Annotated in this window: 17 protein-coding genes and 1 tRNA gene; 11 read left to right on the top strand and 7 right to left on the bottom strand. The window is 35.2% G+C overall.

What is annotated here, in order from left to right; translation table 11 throughout:
* Nucleotides 1-33: 33 nt before the first annotated feature.
* The 6 genes from EKL98_RS10425 (at nucleotide 34) to EKL98_RS10400 (ending at nucleotide 5,453) form a co-directional block, all read left to right on the top strand.
* Nucleotides 34-861 carry a sterol desaturase family protein gene (locus tag EKL98_RS10425; protein WP_126562263.1) on the top strand — a complete coding sequence of 276 codons (828 nt, stop codon included), beginning with the start codon at nucleotides 34-36 and terminating at the stop codon, nucleotides 859-861.
* Between the two features lie 109 nt (nucleotides 862-970).
* Nucleotides 971-1,249, top strand: a complete 279-nt coding sequence (locus EKL98_RS10420) for a DUF2805 domain-containing protein (RefSeq protein ID WP_126462107.1) — start codon at nucleotides 971-973, stop codon at nucleotides 1,247-1,249.
* A 62-nt stretch (nucleotides 1,250-1,311) separates the two neighbouring features.
* Complete coding sequence (locus EKL98_RS10415; RefSeq protein WP_126462104.1) at nucleotides 1,312-1,656, top strand: hypothetical protein; 345 nt, start codon at nucleotides 1,312-1,314, stop codon at nucleotides 1,654-1,656.
* Between the two features lies 1 nt (nucleotide 1,657).
* Nucleotides 1,658-2,605 (top strand): alpha/beta hydrolase, encoded by a 948-nt coding sequence (locus EKL98_RS10410; RefSeq protein ID WP_126562260.1) that lies wholly within the window; start codon nucleotides 1,658-1,660, stop codon nucleotides 2,603-2,605.
* A gap of 55 nt (nucleotides 2,606-2,660) precedes the next feature.
* On the top strand, nucleotides 2,661-4,529 hold the full coding sequence (locus tag EKL98_RS10405) for a M61 family metallopeptidase (RefSeq protein ID WP_126562257.1): 1,869 nt from the start codon (nucleotides 2,661-2,663) through the stop codon (nucleotides 4,527-4,529).
* Nucleotides 4,530-4,742: 213 nt separating this feature from the next.
* Nucleotides 4,743-5,453 carry a DUF4369 domain-containing protein gene (locus EKL98_RS10400; RefSeq protein ID WP_126453513.1) on the top strand — a complete coding sequence of 237 codons (711 nt, stop codon included), beginning with the start codon at nucleotides 4,743-4,745 and terminating at the stop codon, nucleotides 5,451-5,453.
* A gap of 188 nt (nucleotides 5,454-5,641) precedes the next feature.
* Here the strand turns inward: EKL98_RS10400 and EKL98_RS10395 are convergent, their stop codons facing one another.
* From EKL98_RS10395 to idi, 7 genes are all read right to left on the bottom strand, one after another.
* Nucleotides 5,642-6,106, bottom strand: a complete 465-nt coding sequence (locus tag EKL98_RS10395; protein ID WP_126555133.1) for a hypothetical protein — start codon at nucleotides 6,104-6,106, stop codon at nucleotides 5,642-5,644.
* A 130-nt stretch (nucleotides 6,107-6,236) separates the two neighbouring features.
* Nucleotides 6,237-6,310, bottom strand: a tRNA-Thr gene (locus EKL98_RS10390).
* Nucleotides 6,311-6,388: 78 nt separating this feature from the next.
* Nucleotides 6,389-6,655 (bottom strand): hypothetical protein, encoded by a 267-nt coding sequence (locus EKL98_RS10385; RefSeq protein WP_126453511.1) that lies wholly within the window; start codon nucleotides 6,653-6,655, stop codon nucleotides 6,389-6,391.
* Between the two features lie 68 nt (nucleotides 6,656-6,723).
* Nucleotides 6,724-7,686, bottom strand: coding sequence for a type I phosphomannose isomerase catalytic subunit (locus tag EKL98_RS10380; RefSeq protein WP_126562254.1), 963 nt, complete (start codon nucleotides 7,684-7,686; stop codon nucleotides 6,724-6,726).
* A gap of 148 nt (nucleotides 7,687-7,834) precedes the next feature.
* A complete protein-coding gene (locus EKL98_RS10375; RefSeq protein WP_126562251.1) occupies nucleotides 7,835-8,290 on the bottom strand; it encodes a peroxiredoxin in 456 nt (151 codons plus the stop codon).
* Nucleotides 8,290-8,700 carry a 6-pyruvoyl trahydropterin synthase family protein gene (locus tag EKL98_RS10370; protein ID WP_126555142.1) on the bottom strand — a complete coding sequence of 137 codons (411 nt, stop codon included), beginning with the start codon at nucleotides 8,698-8,700 and terminating at the stop codon, nucleotides 8,290-8,292. Before EKL98_RS10370 ends, EKL98_RS10375 begins: the two co-directional genes overlap by 1 nt.
* Nucleotides 8,701-8,712: 12 nt before the next feature.
* Nucleotides 8,713-9,273 carry an isopentenyl-diphosphate Delta-isomerase gene (gene idi, locus EKL98_RS10365; protein WP_126462079.1) on the bottom strand — a complete coding sequence of 187 codons (561 nt, stop codon included), beginning with the start codon at nucleotides 9,271-9,273 and terminating at the stop codon, nucleotides 8,713-8,715.
* 289 nt (nucleotides 9,274-9,562) lie between these two features.
* On the opposite strand from idi, the gene msrB reads away from it, so the two are divergent.
* From msrB to EKL98_RS10345, 5 genes are all read left to right on the top strand, one after another.
* Nucleotides 9,563-10,123, top strand: coding sequence for a peptide-methionine (R)-S-oxide reductase MsrB (gene msrB / locus EKL98_RS10360; RefSeq protein ID WP_126555145.1), 561 nt, complete (start codon nucleotides 9,563-9,565; stop codon nucleotides 10,121-10,123).
* 1 nt (nucleotide 10,124) lies between these two features.
* Nucleotides 10,125-10,739: a peptide-methionine (S)-S-oxide reductase MsrA gene (gene msrA, locus EKL98_RS10355; RefSeq protein WP_126562248.1), complete on the top strand. Its 615-nt coding sequence runs from the start codon at nucleotides 10,125-10,127 to the stop codon at nucleotides 10,737-10,739.
* A gap of 211 nt (nucleotides 10,740-10,950) precedes the next feature.
* Nucleotides 10,951-12,258 (top strand): amidohydrolase, encoded by a 1,308-nt coding sequence (locus tag EKL98_RS10350; protein ID WP_126562245.1) that lies wholly within the window; start codon nucleotides 10,951-10,953, stop codon nucleotides 12,256-12,258.
* A 250-nt stretch (nucleotides 12,259-12,508) separates the two neighbouring features.
* Nucleotides 12,509-12,673: a hypothetical protein gene (locus tag EKL98_RS17605; protein ID WP_158618327.1), complete on the top strand. Its 165-nt coding sequence runs from the start codon at nucleotides 12,509-12,511 to the stop codon at nucleotides 12,671-12,673.
* Between the two features lie 220 nt (nucleotides 12,674-12,893).
* The gene (locus EKL98_RS10345; RefSeq protein WP_126462068.1) at nucleotides 12,894-13,982 is read left to right on the top strand and encodes a glycoside hydrolase family 130 protein; all 1,089 of its coding nucleotides are present in this window, start codon (nucleotides 12,894-12,896) and stop codon (nucleotides 13,980-13,982) included.
* Nucleotides 13,983-14,270: the final 288 nt, after the last annotated feature.

Genomic DNA, 14,270 nt, shown 5'->3' with positions numbered 1-14,270 from the left:
AAAATTATTAAATTTGGAATAAATATCTGAATTATGAATGATATCATTACTTATTTTTCTACCATTCCATCGACACACCGAAGTTTAATTCTTGTGGGCGGAATCACTTTTTTCTGGCTGATCGAAAATGCTTTTCCGCTTTTTAACTTCACCTATAAAAAATGGCATCACGCCGGCATCAATATTTTTATGACCTTCACGACTATTGCTGTCAATTTTTGCCTGGCTTTTATTTTATTAAAAGCGGCTGACTGGACAATTGCTACAAATTTTGGAATTTTACAATGGCTTCCTGAAATGCCGCTATGGCTTTACGCCCTTATTGGATTGCTTTTATTGGATTTAATAGGCGCTTATCTGGTGCATCTAGTGGAACATAAAACCAAGTTCCTGTGGCGTTTTCATTTGATTCATCATACAGACACCTGGATTGACACCACAACCGCCAATAGACACCATCCGGGAGAAAGTGTGATCCGATTTACATTTACCGCTTTGGGTGTTTTAATCATTGGAAGCCCCATGTGGATGGTTTTCCTTTACCAAACATTATCTGTTGTAGCCACGCAATTCAATCATGCTAACATTTCACTTCCTAAAAAAATAGATACTATTATGAGCTATTTTATCGTATCGCCAGACATGCACAAAGTACACCACCATCATGTTTTGCCCTATACCGATAGTAATTATGGCAATATATTTTCAATCTGGGATCGGTTATTTGGCACATTTATGACACTTCCAAAAGAAGAAATTATTTACGGAATTGATACCCATCCCAATCCTGAGGAACACAATGCATTAAAGAATTTATTGAAAATACCGTTTCAAAAACAGCCATTAAAGAAAAAAAATTAAAAAAAATCATCTTTTGAGAAAAAGTAATTATAATTTTTCTTAATATTGAATGAAATTAAAAAATTTAATTTAATAATCATTAACACCTATTTGAATTAATTTTCACGTGATGAAAAAGAGTAACCGCAAAGAATTGAACTGGGAGCAAACAGAAAAACTTGTTACAATGGCTTTAGAAGAAAAAAATCCTTTTGAAATCATTAAAAAAGAATTTGGTTTGGCCGAAAAAGAGATCCTAGAGATAATGAAGAAGAAGATGCCGGCAGAAAAATTTGAAATGTGGAAAAAGAAAGCTACCGCAAATAAACCAAAACCAAAACCCATAAAAGTGGATGATTTTGACGAAGACTTAGACGGTAAATATTACATAAAAAACAAACTAGATTAAAATAAAACTCCTGATATTCGGGAGTTTTCTGTTTTAAAACAGCAGTCTCAACTCATACATTTATGGTTTCAGTAACATCAAACGAAAACGAATTTATTTTTGATATTCTAGGAAGTCATACATTTTGGGCTTTCGAAAATAAGATTCGTGTACCGAAAGATAAAATAATCCGAGCGTATCAAAGCAACGATGAATTTACATTTTGGATCGGCTGGAAAATGCCAGGCACCCAATTACCATGGGTTATAACTGCTGGCACTTATATCAAAAAAGGAAAACGCAACTTTTGGGACGTTTGCAATAAAAAAAATGCAATTATTGTTGAACTCAAAGATTCCTATTACAATAAACTAATTATTGAAGTCGAAAATCCGGAAGAAACAATAAACGAATTAAATGCGAAATAAAATGAAAAAATTACTACTCGTACTCCTGATCTCGTGTTCAATACTCTGCCATTCACAAACAGAAACAGCAATTCAATCTTTTAATAAGGATGAAGTTACTATAAATCCATTGTTAAATGGGTCGTTGTACTCTCCTTTAAAACAAAACAAAAAGACGAATCTTGTCATCCTTATTGCAGGTTCAGGCCCTACAGACAGGGACGGAAATCAAAAAGGACTCCCCAATAATTCCCTGAAATATTTATCCGAAGAATTAACTAAAAATGATATTGCCGTCTTTAGCTATGATAAAAGAATCCTTGCTCAAATGAAGAGTGGAACGGTAAATGAAGCTACCCTTACTTTTGATGATTTCATCACTGACGCAACCACCGTTTTGCTGTTTTTTAAAAATCAAAAAAAGTACAACAAAATAATAATTGCCGGACACAGCGAAGGTTCATTAATAGGAATGATTGCTGCAAATGGCAAAGCGGATGCTTTTATTTCATTAGCTGGAGCCGGAAGAACCATTGATGCCGTTCTGGTGGAACAAATAGCAAAACAAGCCCCTTACCTCAAAGAAGAAGTTCAGAAAAACCTGGACATTCTTAAAAACGGAGAAACTTTCGAGTTAAAAAACCCCATGTTAGCTTCCCTTTTTAGAGCAAGCATCCAGCCCTATATGATTTCATGGATAAAATACAATCCGCAAATTGAAATTGCAAAGTTAAAAATACCCGTACTACTGCTAAACGGAACTGCAGATTTACAGGTGTCAGTTGCTGAAGCAGAACTGTTAAAAAAAGCCAAACCGGAAGCAGAGCTAGTTCTGATCGAGAAAATGAATCATATTTTCAAAGAGATAAATGGAGATGATTCTGTAAATATGAAATCCTATTCTAATCCGGACTTACCCATTGCTCCAAAAGTGGTGACAGCAATAACTGGCTTTATAAAATCGTTATAAGGGGTAACAATTCCCTCTTGTAAAAGACCTATACAATAAACAAAAAACAATACAAATGAAAAAAATATTTTTTGCAATAGCATTTGCTACTCTTCTTTGGAGCTGTAAAATTGTTGGCACTTCAGCAAATGTTTCAAAATCAATTACCGATGTAGTACACGTAGCAATCAACTTAAATGACGTTAAAGAGGACAAAGTAATGGTTACGATTACCGCACCAAAAATTAGCACTGATGAAGTCACTTACAGCATTCCTAAAATTGTCCCTGGCACCTACTCTATTGATGATTATGGAAAATACACTGAAGATCTAAAAGCTTTTGACAGTAAGGGCAATATACTTCCGGTTAACAAAACGGATGACAACACCTGGAATATCAAGAATGCCAAAACTGTCACTAAAATAACCTATTGGGTTAACGACACATTTGATACTGAAAAGGGAAGCGGCTTTGGCAAGAATGATGTTTTCTCTCCTGCCGGAACAAATATAGATGCAGGAGTCAATTTCATGCTAAACATGCATGGTTTTGTGGGCTATTTTCAAGACAAAAAAGACCTTGCTTATACGGTAAATATAGCCCATCCGGAAACACTTTGGGGAGCAACTTCCATGACAGATCAAGACGCAAGTACTACAAATGATGTATTTACAACAGCTCGTTATGCTCAATTAGTTGAAAATCCAATTATGTATGCTAAACCGGACTACACTACTTTTACTGTAGACGGTATGGAAATATTGATCAGTGTTTTTTCGCCTACCGGAAAAGTAACTGCTGAAAGTATTACTCCAGAGATGAAAACCATGATGACTGCTCAAAAAACATTTTTAGGAAAAATAAACGCTACCAAAAAATATACCGTCTTGTTGTATTTATCAAGCATGAAAGATACTGATGCAAAGGGATTTGGAGCCTTAGAACACCCTACGGCCACTACAGTGGTTTTACCGGAAATGATGCCAAAAGAAGAATTGGTACAATCAATGAAAGATGTAGTTTCGCATGAATTTTTTCATATCGTAACTCCTTTAACCATTCATTCTAAAGAAATTCACTATTTTGATTACAACACGCCTAAAATGTCAGAACATTTATGGCTGTACGAAGGGGTGACGGAATATTTTGCCAATCTTTTTCAGATTAATCAAGGATTAATTACAGAAGAGGAATTTTATACGCGTATGTCTGAAAAAATTGCACATGCAAATGCAATGAATGACACGATGCCTTTCACAACGATGAGCGCAAATGTGTTGACTGAACCTTACAAAGCCCAATACTTGAACGTATATGAAAAAGGAGCTCTTATTGGAATGTGTCTGGATATCATTATCAGAGAAAAAAGCAACGGAGAAAGAGGAATTCTTGATTTGATGCAAAAGTTATCAAATGAATATGGCGCTTCAAAACCGTTTAATGACAAGGACCTTTTTGCAAAAATAACTTCATTTACCTACCCTGAAGTAGGGACTTTTTTAACAACTTATGTTTCCGGACCAACACCAATACCGTATGAAACGTACTTAGCTAAAGTAGGCATCACAAAAGCTATGGCAAAAGTACCTGGTAATGTGTTCTTAAAAGGACAATCCCCGTACATAACCGTGAACCAACAAACAAAGGAAATTATCGTAATTCCAACTATAGAACTAAACGATTTTTATACCACTTTAGAGCTAAAAGGAGGCGACATCATCATCTCTATAAATGAAAAACCTTATTCATTAGACAATATTTATGAAATGATTGCTGAAAGTCAAAACTGGAAAGAGAACGATACAATCACAATTAAGATAAAACGGGATGGAAAAGAACAAATAATCAAAGGAAAAGTTACACTTCCTTACGAAGAAAAAGAAGTTCTTAAAGCCACTGATACGTCCAAAACCGTTTTAAAAGAAGCCTGGTTAAAAGCTTAAATTGATAATTTAATGAGGAACATCTCAATTTAGAAATAAATTGGGATTTTTTTTGATAAATTTGAATGTGTTAGCAAAATCATTCCAACAATTTTCTTTATTTTGCGCCAAAATCTAAACACTAATCAAATCGCCAGGATTCTATCCCGAGATATCAGGACAAATCATAAAAAATGACGATGCCATGTCCTAAAAAACAAATTTTAACTTCACATGAAAAAAACTATTCTAGCATTTATCACTTTAATCCTTTTATCGTCCTGTAATAAGGAGGAACCTGGAGGGAATGTACACATTACCGGAAATATTAAAGGATTAAAAAAAGGAACTTTATACATCCAAAGAGTCGTTGATACAATGCTGGTTGCAATTGACACGATTCATATTGACGGAAGCGCCGTTTTTGAAAGTCACTTAGATCTAAAATCACCTGAAATGCTATACTTGTTTCTAGACAGAGGCGTGAGTAATTCCATGGACAACAACCTGCCTTTCTTTGCTGAGCCAGGAAAAATAACTATTGAAACCAGTTTAGATCGCTACTTATCTGATGCTACAATTACAGGTTCTAAAAACAATGAAATCTTTGAAGAATTTAAAAAAATAAACAGCCGCTTCACCGATGAAAGTCTTACTTTAATAGAAAAAAAATTCAATGCAGTAAAAAGTCAAAACATAAAAACCATTGATAGCATAGGAGCAAAACAGGATTCTAACTTGAAAAGAAAATACTTATTTGCCACAAATTTCGCTCTAAACAACAGAGACTACGAAGTGGCGCCTTATATTGCCTTATCCCAGATTTACGACATCAACATAAAATACTTAGATACGATTCAAAAATCAATGTCTCCTAAAGTGGCAAAATCTCTTTATGGAAAGCAATTAACAGAGTATGTAGCAACAATCAAAAAACAGCAATAATCATACAAATTAAGAGAAGTACTATTAGAACCTCCTCGTATTCTATCCTGAGTAGTATTTTTTCATAATTTATGTTCTAAAAAAAAATGAAACAAAAACCATCTTGTTAAGGCAAGATGGTTTTTTGTTTTATAATTACAGTCCGATTAACATACTGAATAAAAGCAGTTTAAGGACCTAAAAACACACTATAGCGCACTAGAAGTTATTCCAGCAACAATCATTCCTACAAATAGTAAAAGATAAAGAGAGAAAACAACCAGAGTCATAATTCCAATGTATTTATAATGTGACTTTAGGTATTCTAACGAAGTAGTCAAGGCATCTGAATCATTGTTTTGGAATGCTGCTTTGGCATTTGAAGCAAACTTATTCAAGTAATATACTGGAAAAAAATAAAGAATGGCTATCAAAAAGTATACAAAAGCCATTACAAACCCAAAAGAAGATCCCATCATTCCCATAGCAGGATTCACCTTAGCCATAGCAGAGAATAGCGTTCCGGCGAATAAAGCGGCAAAAATAATAAACCCAATTCCGATGTAACCAAGAATGGACAAAAAATAGGCCCACTTTGCGGTTTCTTTCAAAAAGCCCTTAGCAGAGGCGCTAAGTTTCATTTCGAAACTTTCAATCACTGAATGCTCTTCCATATGTATTTGTTTTTTTTGTTAGAACCCAAATTTAACAAAAAAAATTATGAAAAGCATTAAATAGGAATCAATTGTCATGTCCCCAAAAACAAAAAACCATCCCGCTTAAGACGGGATGGTTTTATCAAAGAGCCGGCGGAGGGACTCGAACCCACGACCTGCTGATTACAAATCAGCTGCTCTAGCCAACTGAGCTACGCTGGCGACTCATTACGGGTGCAAATATAGGTCTGAATTTCTGTTTTCCAAAACAAATTCAAACTTTTTTTGCTTTTTTTTTGACTACAATTCGTTGATTTTAGCAATCAATTGATTAGCAGTTTGTTCCAATTCAACATTAATTTGTTTGAAGTGTGCTTTTTTATTTTCTACTTTTTTAACATTTACCTTTGTGATTAAAGTGTCAAAAGCAGCAATCGCTTCGTCAATTAAAGCATTCGTTTCTGTTGTTGGTTTTCCTGTTGTAGAAATTTCGAACAAGTAAACTGCTTCAATAATATCTCCTAAAACGTAGTTGATGTCTTTTTTTAAATTCTTAATGTTTGCCATTTTTATTTTTTTAAAATTTGAATTTTAATTTGCGTCTGCAAAAGTACACATAATCTTTCTATTACCGACTATGAAATGTAAATTTCTAAAATTGAAGCTTTTCCATTGATAATGAATGCATGCATGGCAGCAGGAATCAAAACGGTATCTCCCTTTTTATATTCTAGTTTTGAATTGTCAAATTCTATTTCAAATGCTCCTTCCACACACATATATACGGTAAAGCTTTCTCCAGATTTAGAAACTGAAATAGCTCCATCTAGCGGGATAAAGTTAGTGGTAAAGTAAGGACAATCAACCACTGGATTAGACTCATTGCTATTCTTAGAGTATTCTTTTTTAGTTTCAACTGTGTTGTAATTGATCGCTTCCAATGCCAAATCCACATGCAATTCTCTGGTATTCCCATTCGTGTCTACTCGATCAAAATCATACAATCGATACGTAATATCCGAAGTTTGTTGAATCTCGGCCACCATTAATCCAGCACCAATAGCGTGAACAGTGCCGGTTTCCAGAAAGAAAACATCTCCTGCTTGTACCTTTATATCATCCAGAATAGAGAGCAGGGTTTTATTTTTTAGGTTTTCTAAATAGGCTTCGGGATTCGATTTTTCTTTGAAACCTACAATAATTCGGGCGTCATCATCTGCTTGCATGATATACCACATCTCTGTTTTACCAAAAGAATTGTGGCGTTTTTTTGCTAAGGCATCATTAGGATGTACTTGAATAGACAAATCTTGACGGGCATCTAAATATTTAAAAAGCAACGGAAATTGCTTTCCAAAGCGATTATAAACCGCTGTCCCTAGGATTTTCTCAGGAAACTCATTAATAATATCTGTCAATGCACTGCCTTTCCAATCTCCGTGAGCCACAATACTGACATCTCCTGCTACAGTCGATAACTCCCAACTTTCGCCAATATGCGTTGAGGCAATGGGTTTATTAAGTATTGTTTTTAATTTTTCACCACCCCAGATTCTTTCTTTCAAAATGGGTTCAAACTGTAAGGGATAAAATGTCATGTAACTATTTTTTTTGAGTCCCAAATGTAAACAAATCAATATTGTTTTCTACCAAAATAGGTTTCCATTTACAGGAGTCCGTTAAACTACCGAAAAAAGTATAAATTAATTCCAATCAGAAAGGTAGCAAATCACATCTTGTAATTGATTATACTAATTTTTTAATGGCTTCAAGTGCTTTAGGAATATGTTTTGTTGCCAGAATACTGTCAAAAATCATTTGTACTACTCCGTTTTTATCCGTTACATAAGTCACTCGTCCCGGAAGCAACCCGAACATTCCAGAGGGAACCCCAAAAAGTTTTCTTATTTTTTTATCAGAATCGGACAAGAGAATAAAAGGCAGTTTGAATTGTTTGCTGAATTTTTGATGTGAGGCAACGCTATCGCTGCTAATCCCTATCACTTCTGCACCCAAATCCTTAAAATCTTCGTATTGATCCCTAAAACTACAGGCTTGCGCAGTACATCCAGGCGAATTATCTTTAGGATAAAAATAAATTACAAGCGGTTTTTGGCCTACTACGTTTCTACTGTCAAAATCAGTTCCATTGGTGTCTTTCGCCATGAAATGGGGAATAGTATCTCCTACTTTTAGCTCCATTATTCTCCTTTATAAGTTACAAAATTCCGAGGTGTTTCGTATAAAACCACTTCTAATTTAAACTCTGCCTTGATTCTTTTTCTAATTTTATTCCAAATGACTACTACAATATTTTCAGCTGTTGGATTCAAATCCTGAAACTCCGGAACATCCAAGTTCAGATTTTTATGATCAAACTGATGCTCAACTTCCTCTTTAATAATATCACTCAGAAATTTCACATCCATTACATAACCCGTTTCCGGATCAATTTCCCCAGTCACACTTACTATCAGTTCATAGTTATGCCCGTGGAAATTTGGATTGTTGCACTTGCCAAAAACGGCATCATTTTGTTCAAAAGTCCAATCTTTCCTATGCAATCTGTGAGCCGCATTGAAATGGGCTTTTCGTGAAATAGTCACTTTCATAAAACGTATAAATTAGGGGTTATCTGTGCTCGAGTTCAGAGACAAAGGGCTTTTATGTTCTTCCAAAAAATAATAAAACTCGTCAAAAATTATTTTGAACCAAACGGTATATAAGGCCGGCTGCAATTCCATATCCATTTTAACATCCTCAATTTTCATCCATTTCCAGTCTTCCACTTCCTCCGGATTGATGACCGGTGCGTCGTTATAATAGCCAATCATCACATGATCAAGTTCATGCTCCGTCAAGCCATTATCAAACGGCGCTTTATAAATAAAATGAAAAAGTTCTTTGAGTTCTGTTTTAAAACCCATTTCCTCAAATAACCTTCGGTTTCCCGCCTGAATATTTGTTTCTCCCTCGCGTTGATGACTGCAACATGTATTAGTCCACAATAACGGGGAATGGTATTTTTGACCTGCCCGCTGCTGCAGCATGATTTCATTCGTACTGTTTAGAACAAAAACTGAAAAGGCACGATGCAGAACTGCTTTTTCATGCGCTTCAAGCTTAGGCATCAGCCCTATCTGCTCATCATTTTCATTAACTAAGATTACATTTTCTTCTAACATGTGGATTTATAATTAGGTCAAAAATACAAAAAAAGAACGGGTATCTGTACCGTTTTTGAATTTGTGAAAAGTTTAACGAGTGTTGAATATCCTAATATTCTAATTTTATATTCTTTGTATTAGTCTTCTAATTTACAATTTAGCGTGGGTAAGACCCGCAAAACTAAAAGGCTATTTTTTTCGTAAATATAGAGGAATCAAAAACTTAAATAAAAGAAAATTCAATTGCAAAGTAGCCGACATTTTAAAATAAAAAGCGCTTTACATTTGTACTGTAAATAAAAAAAAGATGAAAACAAAAAACCAATTCGTAAGTGTATTATTTTTAACCTCTTTATTCATGTTCACTGCCTGTGCACAAACAACAAAGAAACAAGATCCTATAAAAAAAACTGTCACAATGAAAAACACAATTGAAAAACCTGAAAACCCATATTACTCCAATACAGATACTGCAAAACTCAAAGTAAGTAATACCGAATGGAAAAAAGTTCTACCCGAAGATGTCTATGAAGTAACTCGTAATGCGGATACGGAAAGACCTTTCACAGGAAAATTCTGGAATACAGATGACAAGGGGACTTATTATTGTGCCGCCTGTGGCAACAAATTATTTCGTTCCGGCGCCAAATTTTCCAGCACTTGCGGCTGGCCAAGCTTTTTCGAACAAGACAATAAAAACAGTGTGGTTTATAAAACCGATAATTCACTGGGAATGGAAAGAACTGAAGCGCTCTGCGGAAGATGTGATGGTCATTTAGGTCATCTTTTTGATGACGGGCCGGAACCAACCAAAAAAAGATACTGCATGAATTCAATCGCACTTGACTTTATACCTGATACCAAATAACATGAAAAAATTATTTTTAGTATGTATTTTAACGACCAGTAGCTTGTTTGCGCAAGGTCAAACACCAAAGCAATCCAATCTTGAATCCATTACTTTAGCCGGTGGATGTTACTGGTGTGTTGAGGCCGTTTATGAGAATCTCATTGGAGTACAATCGGTAATCTCAGGATATGCAGGCGGCAAAAATACCAATCCTACCTATGAAGATGTGTCAACTGGAAGATCGGGTTATGCGGAAGTGGTAAAAATTACCTATGACAAAAACGTAACGAATCTAGATGAGATTTTCAAAGTCTTTTTTACGGTACATGACCCAACGACACTTAACCGGCAGGGCGCCGATGTAGGAACACAATACCGTTCCGCTATTTTTTATAAAAATGAAGCACAAAAAAAATCAGCACAAACGATAATCAACGCAATGAAAAAGGCCAAGATTTATGATAGTCCGGTAGTAACAACACTAGAACCGTTGACTAAATTTTACAAAGCAGAAGATTACCATCAAAATTACTACGCCAACAATAAGAACCAACCCTATTGTCAAATGGTAATTCAACCTAAAATGGAGAAATTCGAAAAGCTTTTTAAAAACCGATTGAAGAAACAAAAATAAAAGAGTAAGAATACCGTCTTGTTTGAAATAACAAGACGGTATTTTTATATCCTACTCAAAAAAAAGACACTTTACACCCCTATTTAAAATTAATGCCAGACGAAATAATTTTGCTATATTTGTTTCTAACTGACCTTCTTTAGAATCGAAACAGCTGTGTTTCTAACTAAAATAAAGGCTGTTTAGCAACCAAATTTTACACTACCAACTAATGAAAAAAATTATTCTTTTTGCTGGCTTATGCTCCTTCTCCTTTTTTGCTACTGCACAAAATTCCGTTCTTAAAGCCACGGTTGCCCAAAAAGCAGCCTCCTTAGAATCTAAAGTCAGTACCTGGCGGAGAGACTTTCACCAAAACCCTGAATTAGGCAATAGAGAATTTAAAACTGCCGAAAAAATAGCAATACATTTGCGTTCTTTGGGCATGGAAGTACAAACTGGTGTGGCCAAAACTGGCGTGGTAGGAATTTTAAAAGGCGGAAAACCCGGTCCGGTTGTAGCACTTAGGGCAGATATGGATGCCTTGCCTGTAACAGAAAGAGTCGCCATTCCTTTTGCCTCAAAAGCAATGGGAGAATACAACGGTCAGGAAGTAGGTGTCATGCATGCTTGCGGACATGATTCGCATATAGCCATGCTGATGGGAACTGCTGAAATTCTGGCCGCTATCAAAAGTGAATTAAAAGGAACGGTTAAATTCATTTTTCAACCTGCTGAGGAAGGCGCTCCCGATGGTGAAGAAGGTGGAGCTGCACTAATGGTAAAAGAAGGCGTTCTGGAAAATCCAAAAGTAGATGTGATTTTTGGCTTACACATTAGCGCAGACACCGAAGTCGGCAAAATCAATTACCGTCCAAAAGGAGCGATGGCTTCCTCAGACTGGTTCAAGATAAAAATAAAAGGAAAACAATCACACGGAGCCAGCCCATGGCAATCCGTAGATCCTATTGTTGCGGCTTCCCAAATAATATTGGGATTACAAACTATTGTGAGTCGCAATGTAGATTTAACGGAGTCCGCGGCCGTGGTTAGTGTTGGAAAAATTACATCTGGCGTAAGAAGTAATATTATACCGGAAGAACTTGAAATGGCAGGAACGATTCGGACCCTAGACAAACAAGTTCAGGAAATGATCCATAATAGATTGAAACAAATTACCACCAATATTGCAGAAAGTGCCGGAGCTACTGCCGAGGTGATCATCACTAAACAAACCCTGATTACCTATAACGATCCTATATTGACTGAAAAAATGCTCCCTACATTAGAAACTGTAGCGGGGAAAAACAATGTGGTATTGACTCCTGCAGCAACTGGAGCTGAAGATTTTTCGTACTATCAAGACAAAGTTCCCGGACTTTTCTTTTTCCTGGGTGGAATGCCAAAAGGCAAAAATCCTGCCGAAACAGCCTCACATCATACCCCCGATTTTTATATCGACGAGGGTAGTTTTGTATTAGGAATGAAAGCAATGTCCGACCTAACTATAGATTATATGGAAATGAATGCTAAAAAATAAATCAGTACCTGAATAGACAATTTTAAAAAGTTTTTAAAACTACAACCGAAAAGAAATTTTCGGTTTTTTTACACCTTTGTATGATTCAAAAAAATAATATTCAAATAATTTATTTAAAGCAACTTAACCTGTTTTTTTTAACGATTTTTAGTAAATTTATGTCTGCATCTTAAAAGTTGATTCTGTCAAGGAAACACTAAACATATTCAAAAGAAATCTCTAGGAAAATTGCCAACTAAAAAGCTGTAAAATGAAAGTACTTGAAACCTATTTTAAATACCAAAAAGGGCGTAGAACCTCGTCTTATAAAAAACGTCTGACTCCTATACTGTTAAAACTTTCCATGAGTTGCGGGTTGAAATCAAGAAACAGAGAGCTTTATTTGAATTGGTTGCCTTTTGTAACAAAAAAATAAGCCAAACAATTTCATCTTATGAGCCGAATACATGTGAAAAAACCATCTTAAAAGCATTAAAATCATAGTAACTTCAAAAAGAGAATTGTTGTTTAATAAAATAGATGCAACTTTACCGTACAAGACTCTTTCACACCTATTGGAGACAAATAAATACTAAATAACGTTAGGAATCATAAACTCCTTCAAGAATACTTAAAACCATATTTATATAACCATTATGAAACTAACCATCATGCTCATATTCGCATTTATCCTACTGAGTTGCGGCGGTAATTCTATCTATAAATCACAAAGTAAAAGTAAGGATTGGGCGATGCTCGACTTTGTAAAAGTAGATAGCCTAAACCCTATTTTAGAACCACAGTTACATCCTGTTTTTCAATCTCCAATAAGCAACAAAAAAGTCCACTGGGAAGAACGAAATGTTCTTAATCCATCCGCTATTGTCAAAGACGGAAAAGTATACCTCATCTACAGAGCGCAAGACAAAGACATGACATCAAGATTAGGCCTAGCTATCAGCGATGATGGACTGCACTTTAAAAAACAACCCACACCAATATTCTATCCGGACAACGACACGATGAAACAATACGAATGGAAAGGAGGTGTTGAAGATCCTAGAATTATAGAAAGCGAGAATGGGACTTACATTATGACTTACACATCCTATGATGGTAAAACTGCGCGTCTTTGTTTAGCCAGTTCAAAAGATTTAAAAACATGGACAAAACACGGTTTAGTATTAAGGGAAGAAAAATACAAAGACTTGTGGTCAAAATCCGGAGCTATAGTTTGCAAATTATACAAAGATAAAATCATAGCTACAAAAATTAAAGGCAAATACTGGATGTATTTTGGGGATACTGATTTGTATATAGCAACCTCTGAAGATCTCATCCATTGGGAAGTAGCCGAAAATAATGAAAACAAAAAAATGATTACTGTTTTACATCCCAGAATGGGATATTTTGATAGTCGTTTAGTAGAACCCGGTCCTTTTGCATTACTTCAAAAGCAAGGTATCGTGCTGATTTACAACGGAAGTAATGCCGAAAATTATAATGATTCAAGTTTACCTAAATTCACTTATGCAGCAAGCCAGGCGCTATTTGACAAAGAAAAGCCCTATAAATTAATAGACCGAATGGATAGTTATTTCCTTCATCCGGACAAGCCTTATGAAAAAACAGGCGAAGTAAATGAGGTTTGTTTTGTAGAAGGATTAGTTTACTTTAAAAAACAATGGTTCTTGTATTATGGAACGGCTGATTCAAAAATTGCCGTTGCTGTCAAAAACAGATAATACCCATCTTGTTGACATTAATTAATCAACTACTAAACTTCCTAAATAAGCCAAAAATCTGAATATTATATCCCTTTTATTTTGGGGATTAATTCTTTTTTTTTAACTTTTTCAAATTCATTGAAAGTAGAAATAAAGAACGCTATAAAAAACTGGTTAGATTTAGTGGGAAAACTTAAAGTTGGCACGGCTGCAATTCTAAGCATAAGCCACCAATGCCAATTAATAATAATTGATATTGGTGGCAATTAGTGAAGTTTATTTCAAAGCTGGAAAATCTGTAGTAAA

The sequence above is a fragment of the Flavobacterium bomense genome, from assembly GCF_003970355.1.
This window is presented reverse-complemented; position numbering and strand designations above follow the sequence as displayed.

Bases quoted from the DNA above. Each gene is read 5' to 3' on its own strand.
- EKL98_RS10345 (WP_126462068.1), top strand. From the start codon at position 12,894: ATGAAACTAACCATCATGCTCATATTCGCATTTATCCTACTGAGTTGC.
- EKL98_RS10415 (WP_126462104.1), top strand. From the start codon at position 1,312: ATGGTTTCAGTAACATCAAACGAAAACGAATTTATTTTTGATATTCTA.
- EKL98_RS10375 (WP_126562251.1), bottom strand. From the start codon at position 8,290: ATGGAGCTAAAAGTAGGAGATACTATTCCCCATTTCATGGCGAAAGAC.
- EKL98_RS10425 (WP_126562263.1), top strand. From the start codon at position 34: ATGAATGATATCATTACTTATTTTTCTACCATTCCATCGACACACCGA.
- EKL98_RS10405 (WP_126562257.1), top strand. From the start codon at position 2,661: ATGAAAAAAATATTTTTTGCAATAGCATTTGCTACTCTTCTTTGGAGC.
- EKL98_RS10420 (WP_126462107.1), top strand. From the start codon at position 971: ATGAAAAAGAGTAACCGCAAAGAATTGAACTGGGAGCAAACAGAAAAA.
- EKL98_RS17605 (WP_158618327.1), top strand. From the start codon at position 12,509: ATGAAAGTACTTGAAACCTATTTTAAATACCAAAAAGGGCGTAGAACC.
- EKL98_RS10395 (WP_126555133.1), bottom strand. From the start codon at position 6,106: ATGGAAGAGCATTCAGTGATTGAAAGTTTCGAAATGAAACTTAGCGCC.
- EKL98_RS10410 (WP_126562260.1), top strand. From the start codon at position 1,658: ATGAAAAAATTACTACTCGTACTCCTGATCTCGTGTTCAATACTCTGC.
- EKL98_RS10400 (WP_126453513.1), top strand. From the start codon at position 4,743: ATGAAAAAAACTATTCTAGCATTTATCACTTTAATCCTTTTATCGTCC.
- EKL98_RS10380 (WP_126562254.1), bottom strand. From the start codon at position 7,686: ATGACATTTTATCCCTTACAGTTTGAACCCATTTTGAAAGAAAGAATC.
- EKL98_RS10385 (WP_126453511.1), bottom strand. From the start codon at position 6,655: ATGGCAAACATTAAGAATTTAAAAAAAGACATCAACTACGTTTTAGGA.
- EKL98_RS10370 (WP_126555142.1), bottom strand. From the start codon at position 8,700: ATGAAAGTGACTATTTCACGAAAAGCCCATTTCAATGCGGCTCACAGA.
- EKL98_RS10350 (WP_126562245.1), top strand. From the start codon at position 10,951: ATGAAAAAAATTATTCTTTTTGCTGGCTTATGCTCCTTCTCCTTTTTT.
- msrA (WP_126562248.1), top strand. From the start codon at position 10,125: ATGAAAAAATTATTTTTAGTATGTATTTTAACGACCAGTAGCTTGTTT.
- idi (WP_126462079.1), bottom strand. From the start codon at position 9,273: ATGTTAGAAGAAAATGTAATCTTAGTTAATGAAAATGATGAGCAGATA.
- msrB (WP_126555145.1), top strand. From the start codon at position 9,563: ATGAAAACAAAAAACCAATTCGTAAGTGTATTATTTTTAACCTCTTTA.